This window comes from Aeromonas sp. QDB11, from assembly GCF_027705265.1.
Classification (GTDB): domain Bacteria; phylum Pseudomonadota; class Gammaproteobacteria; order Enterobacterales; family Aeromonadaceae; genus Aeromonas; species Aeromonas allosaccharophila.
In genome coordinates this window covers 1-13721 of sequence record NZ_JAPDBM010000003.1, presented here as the reverse complement: position 1 = coordinate 13721, position 13721 = coordinate 1, and the positions used below count along the sequence as shown (strand labels likewise).

The following is a 13721-nucleotide window of genomic DNA, read 5'->3' as shown; positions in this document are numbered from 1 at the left end:
ACCGCCTCCCGGTGGTGTGTCAGTAGGGAGACGGTTAAACTGTCGGCCGATTCTAGCAGCATTCTTTTCATTCTGACAGTTCCAGAGGCCTCGTCTTGAGTAAGAAATTGATCAAATCCGGCATGATAGTGTCCGGAATGACGCTGGCATCCCGCGTAATGGGCTTGGTTCGCGATGTGGTCATCGCCAATCTGCTCGGTGCCGGGGTGGCCGCAGACGTCTTCTTCTTTGCCAATCGCATTCCCAACTTTCTGCGTCGTCTGTTCGCCGAAGGTGCCTTCAACCAGGCCTTTGTTCCCGTAATGACGGAGTACAAGAAAAATGGCGACGAGGGGGAAGTGCGTGAATTGCTGGCCGCGGTGGCAGGGACGCTGGGGGGCATAGTGACGGTAGTTACCCTGCTCGGGGTACTGGGGTCGGGTGTGCTGACCGCACTGTTTGGCTGGGGCTGGTTCTGGGACTGGTTGCACGGCGGCCCTGCGGCCGAGAAGTTCGAGCTCGCCAGTCTGATGCTCAAAATCACCTTCCCCTACCTCTGGTTCATCACCTTTACCGCCATGGCGGGGGCCATCCTCAACACCTTTGGCCGCTTTGCGGTCTCGTCGTTCACGCCGGTGTTTCTCAACATCACCATGATTGCCGCGGCCTGGTGGATTGCGCCGCTGATGGACAAACCGGAGATCTCGCTGGCGATTGGTGTCTTTTTGGGCGGTTTGGTGCAGTTTTTGTTCCAGTACCCCTTTTTGCGCCAAATCAACATGCTGGTGTGGCCCAAGTGGGGATGGCATCACCCGGGAGTGGTGAAGATCCGCACCCTGATGATCCCGGCCCTGTTCGGGGTCTCGGTCAGCCAGATCAACCTGCTGGTCAACACCATGCTCGCCTCCTTCCTGGCGACCGGTGCCATCAGCTACCTCTACTACTCGGATCGCCTGCTGGAGTTCCCCCTCGGCCTGTTTGCGGTGGCCATCAGTACCGTGATCCTGCCTGCGCTGGCGAAAAAGCATGTGGATGCCGATCCGGCCGATTTCTCCCGTACCATGGATTGGGGGGTACGGATGGTAATGCTGCTCGGCCTGCCCGCCATGATCGGCATTGCGGTCATGCGCGAACCCATTTTGCGGGTGCTGTTTATGCGCGGCGAGTTTGGCCTGCATGAAGTGGCCATGTCGAGCGCCAGCCTGCTGGCATCCACCACCGGTCTGCTCTCTCTGATGCTGATCAAGGTGCTGGCACCCGGCTATTACGCCCGTCAGGATACCAAGACGCCGGTGCGGATCGGGATGATGTCGATGGCGGCCAACATGGTCTGCAACCTCCTCTTCATCTATCCGCTCGGTTACGTGGGTCTGGCGTTCTCGACCGCCTGCTCGGGTACCCTGAATGCGGCATTGTTGTTCAAGGGGTTGTACCAGCAGAGCGTCTATCGCCCCTCCCGCCATACCGGGGTGTTCTGCCTCAAACTGCTGGTCGCCAGTGTGCTGATGGGGGGCGTGCTCGCCTACCTGTCGCCGGATCTGGCCCAGTGGGGCGCATGGAGCATGGGCAAGGCCAGTTTGCAGCTGACCATGCTGCTGTCGCTGGGGGCTGCGGTCTATGCCGTGGTGTTGCTGCTGCTGGGCATTCGGCCGCGTCACCTTAAATCGGGGCAGCAGTCGTCGTGACCTTGCGGCGCCATGGGGAGAGTGCCTCATGGCGCCACGGGGTGCGGGATTGGGCCCGGATAGTTGAAATCAGGCTATGAGGGCTGACCCTGCCTGCTGCCTGATATATAATCCGCCGATTTCCATGGCAGCAACGCACAAGGCACTGATGGAGCTTATTCGCGGCATTTACAATCTCAAGCCCCGTCACCGGGGATGTGTATTGACCATTGGCAACTTTGATGGGGTACATCAGGGTCACCATGCGGTATTGGCACGTCTCAAGGAGAAAGCGGCCCAGCTGGGATTGCCCGCCTGCGTCATGCTGTTCGAACCGCAGCCGCTGGAGCTTTTTGCCGGCACGGCGGCGCCCGCCCGGCTGAGCCGGTTGCGGGAGAAGTATGAAGCGCTTCGGGGGCTGCAGATCGACCGCATGCTCTGCGTGCGCTTCAGCCATCGCTTTGCCGAGCAAGCGGCTGCGACCTTCATCGAGCAGTTGCTGGTGGAGAAGCTCGGGGTTCGCTATCTGGTGGTTGGCGACGATTTTCGCTTCGGCAAGGGGCGGGAAGGGGACTTCCACCTGCTGGAAGAGGCGGGCCATCGCTTCGGGTTCGAGGTGATCAGTACCCAGAGCTTCCAGCTCGAACGGCAGCGGGTCAGCAGCACCCTGGTGCGCGAGGCCCTTAAGGCGGGCCGGATGGCGGAAGTGGAGCTGATGCTTGGCCGTCCCTATACCATCAGCGGACGGGTGGCCCACGGCGACAAGCTGGGGCGCACCATAGGTTTTCCCACCGCCAATCTGGCCCTCAAGCGCCAGGTGATCCCGGTCGGTGGCGTGTTTGCGGTGGAAGTGATATGTTCCGGCAAGACCTTCCCCGGTGTAGCCAATGTGGGTGTACGGCCGACCTTGAGCGGTACACAAGCTAGATTGGAAGTACATCTATTTGATTTTTCTGGTGATCTATATGGTCAGCAGGTCAAGGTGCTGCTTCGCCACAAGCTGCGCGAAGAGCAGAAGTTTGCCTCTTTCATTGCCTTGAAAGAGCAGATCGAACGAGATGCCCTGGCGGCCCGAGCCTGGTTCGGGCTGCCACAATTCAATTTACCCAGCACTCTTTTAGAAAAGAAGGGAACCCAGGACTGATGAGCGACTATAAACACACCCTGAATCTTCCGGAAACCGAGTTTCCGATGCGTGGCGATCTGGCCAAGCGCGAACCCAACATGCTGAAACGTTGGTACGATCAGGATCTCTACGGCGCTATTCGCCGCGCCAAAGCGGGCAAGCCTTCTTTCATTCTGCATGATGGCCCCCCCTATGCGAACGGCAACATTCACATCGGTCACTCGGTCAACAAGATCCTCAAAGACATCATCATCAAGTCCAAGGGCCTCTCCGGTTTCGATTCCCCCTATGTGCCGGGTTGGGATTGCCACGGTCTGCCTATCGAACTGAAAGTTGAAGGCATGGTTGGCAAGCCGGGCGAGAAGGTTTCCGCTGCCGAATTCCGCGCCGAGTGCCGCAAATACGCCAAGACCCAGATCGAAGCGCAGAAGACCGACTTCATCCGTCTGGGTGTGCTGGGCGACTGGGAACATCCCTACCTGACCATGGATTTTGGCACCGAAGCCAACATCATCCGCTCCATGGCCAAGATCGTTGAAAACGGCCACCTGCACAAAGGCTCCAAGCCGGTGCACTGGTGTACCGATTGTGGCTCCGCGCTGGCTGAAGCCGAAGTGGAGTACTACGACAAGAACTCTCCCTCCATCGATGTGCGTTTCAAGGCCGTCGATGAGGCAACCGTTGCCGCCAAGTTTGATTGCGCCGAAGGCCACACCGGCAAGGGCCCGATCTCTGCGGTGATCTGGACCACTACCCCGTGGACCCTGCCAGCCAACCGTGGCATCGCCATGCACGCCGACCTCGACTATGCGCTGGTGCAGGTGGAAGGCGAGAACCCCGAGCGCCTGATCATGGCCGCCGAGCTGGTCAAGGACGTGATGGATCGTGCCGGTATCGAGCAGTTCCACAATCTGGGCTACGCCAAGGGCGCGGCACTCGAGCTGCTGCGATTCAACCACCCCTTCTACAGCTTCGACGTGCCGGTGGTGCTGGGTGATCACGTCACCCTGGATGCCGGTACCGGCGCCGTCCACACCGCCCCTGGCCACGGTCAGGAAGACTTTGTGGTCGGTCAGAAGTACGGTCTGGAAGTGGCCAACCCGGTTGGCAGCAACGGCGTCTACCTGCCGGATACCGAACTGTTTGCCGGCCAGCACGTATTCAAGGCCAACGCCTCCGTGGTCGAGGTGCTGACCGAGCGTGGCGCCCTGCTGCATCACAAGGTGTTCAACCACTCCTACCCGCACTGCTGGCGTCACAAGACCCCGATAATCTTCCGTGCCACCCCGCAGTGGTTCATCAGCATGGAACAGAAGGGTCTGCGCCAGCGTGCGCTGGAAGAGATCGAGCGTATCGAGAAGGATGGTATCAAACAGCACGGCCAGAGCGGCTGGGTACCGGCCTGGGGTAAAAACCGTATTCAGGCGATGGTCGAGAACCGTCCTGACTGGTGTATCTCCCGTCAGCGTACCTGGGGTGTGCCTATCTCCCTGTTCGTCCACAAAGAGACTCAGGCGCTGCACCCGGAATCCGTGCGCCTGATGCACGAAGTGGCCAAGCGGGTCGAGCAGTCCGGCATCCAGGCATGGTGGGATCTGGACAAGGCCGAGCTGCTGGGCAGCGATGCCGACATGTACGACAAGGTGCCTGACACCCTGGACGTCTGGTTCGACTCCGGTTCAACCCACTCCTCCGTGGTTGATGCCCGTCCCGAGTTCAATGGCAACCCGGCCGACATGTATCTGGAAGGCTCTGACCAGCACCGCGGCTGGTTCATGTCCTCTCTGATGATCGGCGTGGCGATGAAAGACAAGGCCCCGTACAACCAGGTGCTGACTCACGGCTTCACCGTGGATGGTCAGGGTCGCAAGATGTCCAAGTCCATCGGTAACGTGGTCAGCCCGCAGGACGTAATGAACAAGCTGGGCGCCGATATCCTGCGTCTGTGGGTCGCGAGCACTGACTACACCGGTGAGATGACCGTCTCCGACGAGATCCTCAAGCGCTCCGCCGATGCTTATCGTCGTATTCGCAACACCGCCCGCTTCCTGTTGGCCAACCTGAACGGCTTCAATCCGGCGACCGACATGGTTGCTCCTGCCGACATGGTGGTGGTGGATCGCTGGGCTGTCGGTCGTGCCAAAGCGGTACAGACCGAGATCATGGCGGCGTTCGACGAGTACAACTTCCACGGCGTGACCCAGAAGCTGATGCAGTTCTGCTCCATCGAGATGGGCTCTTTCTATCTGGATGTCATCAAGGATCGTCAGTACACCGCCAAGGCTGACAGCCTGGCCCGTCGCTCCTGCCAGACCGCGCTCTATCACATCGCCGAGGCCATGGTGCGCTGGATGGCGCCGATCATGAGCTTCACCGCCGATGAAATCTGGGCACTGCTGCCGGGTGAGCGCGGCGAGTTCGTCTTCACCGAAGAGTGGTACGACGGCCTGTTCGGTCTGGAAGCGGGTGAAACCCTCAACGACGATTTCTGGGCCGAGATCCTCACCGTGCGTGGTGAAGTGAACAAGGCGCTGGAAGTGGCCCGTGGCGAGAAGCGTATCGGCGGCTCCCTGCAGGCTGAGCTGACCCTGTTCGCCAAGCCGGAGCTGGCTGCGCGCCTGAACGCCCTGGCCGATGAGCTGCGCTTCGTGCTGCTCACCTCCAAGGCCAAGGTGGTGGTGGCTGACACTGCGCCGGAAGGCTCTGTGGCGACCGAGCGTGATGACCTGTGGCTGAGCGTGGCCCAGTCTGCTGCTGCCAAGTGCGACCGCTGCTGGCACCATGTGGAAGACGTGGGCACCATCGCGGGTCACGAAGAGATCTGTGGTCGCTGTGTCACCAACGTTGAGGGTGACGGCGAAACGCGTCAATTTGCCTGATGAACATGACTCAACATAAAAGCGGCCTGCGTTGGCTGTGGCTGGCGGTGCTGGCCTTTGTACTGGACCAGGCGAGCAAGCTCGCCGTGGTCAAGTTGCTGCCATTTGGTTACCCGGGGGTGGAGATCACCCCCTTCTTCAATCTGGTTCACGTCTACAACAAGGGCGCCGCATTCAGCTTTTTGGCTGATCAGGGGGGCTGGCAGCGCTGGTTCTTCGCAGTGCTCGCCTTTGCCATTTGTGGATTGCTGATCCACTGGCTGCGCAAGCAGTCGGTGACCCAGCGTTGGAGCGGTATCGCCTATTCACTCATCATCGGCGGCGCCCTTGGCAACGTCTTTGATCGACTGGTGCTGGGTCATGTGGTCGATTTCCTCGACTTCTACTGGCAGCGTGCGCACTGGCCGGCATTCAACCTAGCCGACAGCTTTATCTTTATCGGGGCCGCCATGATTGTGTTGGACGGTTTCCGTGGTGAGAAAAAGGAGCAGGCATGAGCCAGCAGATCACCGCTAACAGCAGCGTGTTGTTCCACTTCTCCATCAAGCTGGAAGATGGCTCGGTTGCCGACAGCACGGCGCTGCACGGCAAGCCGGCCCGCCTGCGGATGGGCGATGGCAGCCTGACTCCCACCTTCGAGCAGTGCCTGCTGGGCCTGTGCGAAGGGGAGAGCAAAAGCTTCACTTTGGCGCCGGAAGAGGCCTTTGGTCTCTCCAATCCCGACAACATCTACCATCTCGACCGTGCCAAGTTTGGCGCCGATGTGGAGCCAAAAGTCGGCACCATCATCCTGTTCGATCAGCCCAACGGCAGCGAACTGCCGGGTATCATCCGGGCGGTAGCCGGGATGTCGGTCACGGTCGATTTCAACCACCCGCTGGCCGGTCATACCGTCACCTTCGAGGTGGAGATCCTGGGCGTTGATGATGAGGAGAAGGTGCACTAATGGATATTCTGCTCGCTAACCCTCGCGGTTTTTGTGCCGGTGTCGATCGCGCCATCAGCATTGTCGAGAGCGCGCTGGAGAAGTTTGGCGCCCCCATCTATGTCCGTCACGAAGTGGTACATAACCGCTATGTGGTGAACAAGCTGAAGGAGGCGGGGGCGGTCTTCGTCGAGGAGCTCGATGAGGTGCCGGATGACAGCATCGTCATCTTCTCCGCCCATGGCGTGGCCAAGACGGTGCGCGAGATGGCCAAATCCCGCGCCCTCAAGGTGTTCGATGCTACCTGCCCGCTGGTGACCAAGGTGCACATGGAGGTTCATCGCGCCAGCCGCAAGGGCTCCGAGGCTGTGCTGATCGGGCACGCCGGTCACCCCGAGGTGATCGGGACCATGGGGCAGTATGAGAATCGCGAAGGCGGCATGTATCTGGTGGAGACACCGGAAGATGTGGCCAAGCTCAAGGTGAAGAATCCGGATGACCTCTGCTTTGTCACCCAGACCACCCTGAGCGTGGATGAGACCTCTGACGTCATCGATGCGTTGCGCAAGCACTTTCCCAAGATCCAGGGGCCGCGCAAGGACGATATCTGCTACGCCACCCAGAACCGTCAGGATGCGGTGCGGGAGATGGCGGGGTTGGTGGACGTCATGCTGGTGGTGGGGTCTCGCAACTCCTCCAACTCCAACCGTCTGCGCGAGCTGGCCGAGAAGGTGGGCGCCAGCGCCTATCTTATCGACGATGCGTCGATGATTGAGGCAAGCTGGCTGGAAGGGGTGAAGGCGATCGGCGTGACTGCCGGCGCTTCGGCACCCGAGGTGCTGGTGCAATCCGTCATCACGCGCCTGCGCGAGCTGGGTGGCAAGGTAGTCGCCGAGCATCCCGGCCGTGAAGAGAACGTAGTCTTTGAGGTTCCTCCCGAACTTAGAATAATTTGAGTGCAGCCAGGAAGGCTTAAGAATAAAGTGTGTTAATAATGACGCCGAGTTTGTTCTAGTGACAGGCTCGGCGTTAAACTTATAAAGCAGTCAGTCACCAAGGATGGGATATGATTGGATACTCTCGTGGCTTTTCTCTTATTGAGCTGATGATTGTCGTCGCCATCGTGGCGATCCTCGGCACCATCGCCTACCCCTCTTATCAGCAATATGTGCTGCGCAGTCACCGTGTCGAAGCCAAGGCCATGTTGTTGAATGCGGCCAATCGGCAAGAAACCTATTTTATGGATTTCAATCAGTACGCATCTTCTGCTGCGGCACTTGGTATTAGTAGTGCGTCTGAGACCGGTTTGTATCAATTGTCCATTGCCGTATCAGGCAACACCTACACCTTGTCAGCCAGTGCTGGCGCGACGACTGCCCAGGCCAAGGATACCGATTGCACGGTGTTTTCCATTAATCAGATGGGCATCAAAAGTGCCTCTGGTACAGCTAGCAATAGCTGCTGGGAATAGCCTATGGCCATTCATGCTCCTTCACATCAGAGAGGATTCAGCCTGCTGGAAGTAATGATCACCGCAGTGATCCTGTCATTGGGGCTGCTCGGTCTGGTTGCTTTGCAAACCCATTCCAAATTTGCCAGTTACGAAGCTCGCCAGCGCACTATTGCCAGCTGGCTGGCTAACGATATGGTCGAACGAGTACGGATAAATCGTGACAGCTGGAGTGCTACAGGCGCTGTGACGGTTAATCTGGCCGCTAATTTACCCCGACCTACATGCGCAGCAGCAGATGGCACTATCAGTGCGTGTAGTGCGGCAGATTTACGTAATGCCGACCTGCACTATTGGCAGCAGGCCTTGTTGGGAGCAAGTGTGACGGGGGCGGCCTCCGCATTGAACTCGCCGGTCGGTTGTGTGGTGAGGCGAGCCAATAATGTGCTGGCGGTCGGGATCTTCTGGGCTGGCAAACAAGATATATCCGATGGGGGGGCGGCCGGTGCGGCAGCAACCTTGATTAATGAGTGTCAATTGTCAACGGTCAACAATCTTGCGAGGCGTCAGTTTATTCTGACGACCACCTTATGAAATCCCGCGGTTTCACTCTGGTCGAGTGGCTGGTCGCCATGGTGCTCGGTCTATTCCTCTTGGCCGGGGTATTCACTGTTTTTGTTATGTCTCGCTCAAGCTCTGAAGATGCATTTGATCAAAGCGAATTACAGGAAAATGGTCGATTAGCCATTCGGCTGATTAGCCAGGATATAAAATGGGCGGGCTTTTTTGGGGCTTATACCGGCCAGTCGACACAAGTTGGATCCTCTCTGACCCTCAGTGCTGGCAGTATTATTCCTGCCAGTAGCGATTGTCTGGATGAGCGTTCTGTGGGGAGTTTGCCATCAAATGCTGGTCCCATCAGAGGGCTATGGGTCAGTCGGGTATCAGCCAGCAAAGGGCTTGCCGGGTTTGCTTGTATTCTCGCGGCTGATCGGGTGGCAAATAGCGATGTAATTAGCATCAAGCGATTGGTGGGGCGTCCTATACCAGCATCAGAGGGATTGGATGCAAACCGCTTTTATATGGCAGCCAATAGTCAGGAAGCGAGAGTCATCAAGGGGAGCGAAACCCGACCACTATTTGGCGCTAATAATGAGAGCCAAGTCTGGGAATACCAGCACTATATTTATTATCTGTCGCAAGAAGATGGCATTCCTGTTTTGCGCAAGCGCTATTTGACCGTCAATGGTGGTTCTTCTCTGATTGGTGGCGCCATGGCTGAAGGGGTTGAACATATGGTGCTGATGTATGGTGTTGACGACTCCTTGATCCCTGACGGACGTATCGACCGATATATGTCAACGGATCAGATGACAACGCAGCGGTGGAATGAAGGGCGAGTATTGGGCGCCCGACTCTTCTTACTGATTAGATCCGATCGGGAATCAAGTCGCTATAAGAATAACAATAGCTATCAACTCGGTAATATTACGGTCAATGGTGGCGGTGATGGTTATCGCCGTCTGCTATTGGAGAGCAGTATTGCGCTACGCAATCAACAAATTGCCACCCGAGGTGGAACATGAGAACGGTTAAAAAACATCAGGGTGTGGCATTGATAGTCGCACTGGTCATTCTGGTTCCTTTGACGCTGATTGCCGTAGTCGTCATGCAGTCCAGCGGTATGAGTCTGAAAATGGCCAGTTCTAGCGCCAGTTTGCAACGAGCAGAACACGAAGTTGAAGGTACCCTAGAGTCTGCATTGGGTGACACTTCTCTCTCAACACAAATTGCAACGCAGGCTATTGGCACTTCAGCTGCAATCGGTACGACCACTCCTGCGACCACCCTGACAATCAATACCGAAAGTGTATGCAAACGTAAATTTGAAGCCAGTAGCCAGAATGTAACACCAGCCTGTCGTTATGCTGAAGCGACCACATCCAGTGCTTATGGCAAAGTGAATAGCCAAATGATCTTTACTGCCGGGGTAGAACAACCCTTGCTCAGTGCCAATTAGGGGGCAGAATATGAACATCAGGAACTGTGTACTAACAAGCTTGCTGGTGTTGTGTAGTGGAATATCCAGCACATCTTTGGCTGTGGGCACTGGTTATTCAGATGATACCGAGTTATTTATTTACGATTTTGCAAAGGCGGGGGACTTCCGGCCTAAAGTGCTTTTTATATTCGATAACTCTGGCAGTATGGCTGACACTACCTTGATGGCAAAAGAGGAATATGATCCGGAATTTACTTATCCAGCTTTGTCATCTGATGATGGAAGTAATGATTATATCTACTTCACTACAGGAACACCGCCAAAAACGCTCAACTCAAGCAATTCAAAGCGATTTCTGAAAAATAAAAACGCATGCGCAACCTCTGATGCAACTTTGAATTCGTCAGGCGCGTTCACTTCAATTTTTTGGAACTATGTTGTTACGGGTACAAGTAATGCAAATAGGAAAGGAAGTTGGTTGCAATTAAACTCATATATGCAAGATACGATTAATCTGGTGGATTGCAAACAGGACTTTAATGAAAAGAATGTTAGCAATGCTGGGTTTACAAACACATATCAATCTGTGTCAGGGACAACTACAGGCTACCCAATAAATACGTCTGGTACAGTTGCCGTGGTATCAAAGCCTTGGTCTGTCACAGCAACCACTTCGCCAGCAAATAATAATGACCTTAATCTTACCCTATACACCGCAAATTACCTGCGTTGGTATTATGCACCCAACACAATACCTACTACGAGACTTAATGTTGCCAAGCAGGCACTGAGAGAGCTAGTTCGGACAACCCCTGCTGTTGATTTTGGCTTGGCCGTATTTAACTATAATGATAGTAGTGGTAGGAATGGTGGTCGTATTATTCGAAGTATTATTGGGAATGACGCTATATTGAGTGGCGGAAAAACTGGTGCGCAAGATATCATTGATAAGGCTAATAGTTTAAGTTCAGATACATGGACGCCTTTATGTGAGACTATGTATGAAGCATATCGTTATTTTGGTGGTGGCGACGTGTATTTTGGTGATGATGATTCCAATCGTAATCCAAAGCGAGATCCTAATGCTGAGGTGTCGACTGGTAAATATAAATCACCTTACGATAAATGCTCAAATAATGGTTATGTTATATATATGACTGATGGTGCTCCAACCTATGATTCTGCTGCCGATAATTTGGTTAAGGGATTGTTGAATGGTTCTACTGACCCTAATAAACCAAGCTATAGCGGCACCGTTGGTTATGGCTCAGCTTATAATAAAGAGCAGAGTTATCTAGCTGCTTTGGCTGGATATATGAAGAATAATGATGTAAATACATCTGCGACTGGTAAGCAGACGGTCACTACCTTTACCGTAGGTTTCGGTGATGAGGCTATCACGGGGGCTGGAACATTATTGGCAGAGACTGCTCGCCGTGGTGGTGGTAAATATTATCCTGCCACCGATGCGACTCAGTTGAACGAGGCGTTGAAGTCTTCATTATTAGCGATTTTAAAAATGAACACCTCACTTGTCTCGCCAGCAATTGCCACCAATAACTTTGACCGTACTCGTAGCCTGAATAATATTTACTATGCCATGTTTGAACCGGGGGCTGGCCCGAGATGGAAAGGGAATCTGAAAAAGCTGGCTTTAGCCCCTGAAAAAGGATATGTGGTTGATCAAAGTGGTATGCCTGCGATCGCTAGCGACGGGACTATTCTTGAAGCTGCGATAACCTTCTGGTCCTCAACCAGCGATGGCAACAAGGTTGCTGAGGGGGGGATACAAGAGATGTTGGCAGCGAAAACTAATCGTAATATTTATATGATTCCGCCTTCCACAAGCACCACAAATGCATTAATCGCATTTAGCAAGTCTAACCTTGAAAGTATGGCGGGTGGGGCGACTCAGTTACGCACAGTAATGAGCCTCAATAGCACTGATAACATGGATGATCTGCTTAATTGGGTCAAGGGGGGGGATGCTTTTGATGAAAATCAGGATGGAAGCAAAACGGATATTCGGGAGCATATTCTTGGTGATCCTCTGCATTCTCGGCCATTAGTGATCAACTATGGTTGTACAAAGTTAACAGGACAGACATCGTGCACACCTGACCTGCGAATCGTGATGGGAACCAATGCTGGCTTCTTGCATATGTTCAAAGACAGCGGTACCACCGTTGATGAAAGCTGGGCCGCCATGCCTTATCAATTTATCGCTAATCAGAAAGCGTTGCGAGAGAACCTGGATTCATCGGTGCATCTCTATGGAGTGGATTCATCACCTACCGTGCTGGTCAATGAGCAAGTTAAAGATGGTCATATCAAGTCGTCACAAGGTGATAAGGTATGGTTATTTACCGGGTTACGGGGCGGTGGCAAGGCCTATTATGCTTTGAATATATCCAATCCGGATTCTCCCTCGCTGATGTGGCGGTTGGACAAAAATAGTGCTGGCTTTGGCAGGCTCGGTGAAACCTGGTCGATCCCTGAGGTAGCTTTTATCCCCGGGTATTACACAGAAACCGCTGGTAAAAAAAACTATAAGCCTGTTCTGATATTCTCTGGGGGGTATGACCAATCAAAGAGCTATTTGGGGCAAGGGGTTGAAGACAGTGAAGGGTTGGGTATTTATATCGTTGATGCTGAAGCTGGTACTCTGTTGTTCAGCTTCACTCCGGATGCAACTAGTGCAACGAACAAGCAGGTTGCAGGCATGGTTTACAGCATGCCAGGCTCGGTCTCTGTACTGGACAGTGATGGGGATGGTCTTACAGATCGGATCTACGCAGGCGATACCGGTGGTCAGATCTGGCGTATCGATTTGAAAGGAACAGATAAACCCAAGTGGACGGCCATCAAGTTCGCCAGTTTGGGGAATGCTCATTTGAGTGGAACAGCCAAAAAGTTGGAAGATGATCGCCGTTTCTTTACTCAACCTGTATTGGTACGCACCATCAACAAAGGTTGGAAATATGATGGTACAAATTATCTCTACAGTGAACGCCCGTTTGATGCCGTGTTGATAGGAAGTGGTGATCGCAATCGTCCTTCTTCGGAAGCAATAACCCAAAATGTGTATGTGATGTTACGTGACTACAATGTCAATCCGACCTTGTTTGGCGCAACATCAGAACCTTCGGTACCATCAAGTATCACGTTGAGCGATCTCTACGATGTGACCAGCGATCCATTTATCGGTTTGAATGAAGATCAGATCGTAAATACAACCAAGGCTTTGACCAGCAAGTTGGGATGGAAATTCTGGCTCAATGAAAGTGGTGAAAAATCAATGGGGGCTGGTTTGGTGTTGCAAGGAAAGCTCTATTTCACTTCTTTCCTGCCTCAGGTTCAGGACTTCCAGCAATGTACGATTCAATCAATCGGTGCCATGCGTCAGTATATGATTGATATGCATTACGGTACATCATTCAAATATGTGCTGGATAGCAACAATCAGGAAGTTATTCAGCGTTACGTTGAGGTGCAAAATAAGGTCGCTGATGATCTGGTTATTCATGGTGGGGATGATGGGCGGATCAGGATTATAGGTGGTGCTCCGGGCAAGGAGGTCATCCTCACGGATGATGGAAAGGGAGAGCCTGAACGTTGTACCAGGGCCGACGCATGATCATTCTTTGCGCTAGTTGATCAAGTATCGATCAGTTGAGCGGCGCCAAGTACGATTTT

General features: G+C 54.2%; 11 protein-coding genes. All 11 read left to right on the top strand.

Annotated elements, in window-relative coordinates; all coding sequences use genetic code 11:
* Positions 1-95 precede the first annotated feature (95 nt).
* Positions 96-1664 carry a murein biosynthesis integral membrane protein MurJ gene (gene murJ / locus OKC40_RS01525; RefSeq protein ID WP_270793914.1) on the top strand — a complete coding sequence of 523 codons (1569 nt, stop codon included), beginning with the start codon at positions 96-98 and terminating at the stop codon, positions 1662-1664.
* 148 nt (positions 1665-1812) lie between these two features.
* A complete protein-coding gene (ribF, locus tag OKC40_RS01520; protein WP_270793969.1) occupies positions 1813-2787 on the top strand; it encodes a bifunctional riboflavin kinase/FAD synthetase in 975 nt (324 codons plus the stop codon).
* Positions 2787-5648, top strand: a complete 2862-nt coding sequence (ileS, locus tag OKC40_RS01515) for an isoleucine--tRNA ligase (RefSeq protein WP_270793913.1) — start codon at positions 2787-2789, stop codon at positions 5646-5648. The genes ribF and ileS overlap by 1 nt, the downstream gene beginning before the upstream one ends.
* Positions 5648-6145: a signal peptidase II gene (lspA, locus tag OKC40_RS01510; protein WP_005340447.1), complete on the top strand. Its 498-nt coding sequence runs from the start codon at positions 5648-5650 to the stop codon at positions 6143-6145. Before ileS ends, lspA begins: the two co-directional genes overlap by 1 nt.
* Complete coding sequence (gene fkpB, locus OKC40_RS01505) at positions 6142-6594, top strand: FKBP-type peptidyl-prolyl cis-trans isomerase (RefSeq protein WP_042059691.1); 453 nt, start codon at positions 6142-6144, stop codon at positions 6592-6594. Before lspA ends, fkpB begins: the two co-directional genes overlap by 4 nt.
* On the top strand, positions 6594-7529 hold the full coding sequence (ispH, locus tag OKC40_RS01500) for a 4-hydroxy-3-methylbut-2-enyl diphosphate reductase (RefSeq protein ID WP_270793912.1): 936 nt from the start codon (positions 6594-6596) through the stop codon (positions 7527-7529). The genes fkpB and ispH overlap by 1 nt, the downstream gene beginning before the upstream one ends.
* Before the next feature lie 110 nt (positions 7530-7639).
* A complete protein-coding gene (locus OKC40_RS01495; RefSeq protein ID WP_042059696.1) occupies positions 7640-8044 on the top strand; it encodes a type IV pilin protein in 405 nt (134 codons plus the stop codon).
* A gap of 3 nt (positions 8045-8047) precedes the next feature.
* Complete coding sequence (gene pilV, locus OKC40_RS01490; protein WP_042059698.1) at positions 8048-8617, top strand: type IV pilus modification protein PilV; 570 nt, start codon at positions 8048-8050, stop codon at positions 8615-8617.
* Positions 8614-9609: a PilW family protein gene (locus OKC40_RS01485; protein ID WP_234604388.1), complete on the top strand. Its 996-nt coding sequence runs from the start codon at positions 8614-8616 to the stop codon at positions 9607-9609. The genes pilV and OKC40_RS01485 overlap by 4 nt, the downstream gene beginning before the upstream one ends.
* Entirely contained in the window at positions 9606-10043 is a 438-nt protein-coding gene (gene tppD / locus OKC40_RS01480; protein WP_270793911.1) for a type IVa pilus pseudopilin TppD, read from the top strand. The genes OKC40_RS01485 and tppD overlap by 4 nt, the downstream gene beginning before the upstream one ends.
* Before the next feature lie 10 nt (positions 10044-10053).
* The gene (locus OKC40_RS01475) at positions 10054-13662 is read left to right on the top strand and encodes a pilus assembly protein (RefSeq protein ID WP_270793910.1); all 3609 of its coding nucleotides are present in this window, start codon (positions 10054-10056) and stop codon (positions 13660-13662) included.
* The last annotated feature ends 59 nt before the right edge of the window (positions 13663-13721 follow it).

Bases quoted from the DNA above. Each gene is read 5' to 3' on its own strand.
- ribF (WP_270793969.1), top strand. From the start codon at position 1,813: ATGGAGCTTATTCGCGGCATTTACAATCTCAAGCCCCGTCACCGGGGA.
- ileS (WP_270793913.1), top strand. From the start codon at position 2,787: ATGAGCGACTATAAACACACCCTGAATCTTCCGGAAACCGAGTTTCCG.
- lspA (WP_005340447.1), top strand. From the start codon at position 5,648: ATGAACATGACTCAACATAAAAGCGGCCTGCGTTGGCTGTGGCTGGCG.
- fkpB (WP_042059691.1), top strand. From the start codon at position 6,142: ATGAGCCAGCAGATCACCGCTAACAGCAGCGTGTTGTTCCACTTCTCC.
- ispH (WP_270793912.1), top strand. From the start codon at position 6,594: ATGGATATTCTGCTCGCTAACCCTCGCGGTTTTTGTGCCGGTGTCGAT.
- OKC40_RS01495 (WP_042059696.1), top strand. From the start codon at position 7,640: ATGATTGGATACTCTCGTGGCTTTTCTCTTATTGAGCTGATGATTGTC.
- pilV (WP_042059698.1), top strand. From the start codon at position 8,048: ATGGCCATTCATGCTCCTTCACATCAGAGAGGATTCAGCCTGCTGGAA.
- OKC40_RS01485 (WP_234604388.1), top strand. From the start codon at position 8,614: ATGAAATCCCGCGGTTTCACTCTGGTCGAGTGGCTGGTCGCCATGGTG.
- tppD (WP_270793911.1), top strand. From the start codon at position 9,606: ATGAGAACGGTTAAAAAACATCAGGGTGTGGCATTGATAGTCGCACTG.
- OKC40_RS01475 (WP_270793910.1), top strand. From the start codon at position 10,054: ATGAACATCAGGAACTGTGTACTAACAAGCTTGCTGGTGTTGTGTAGT.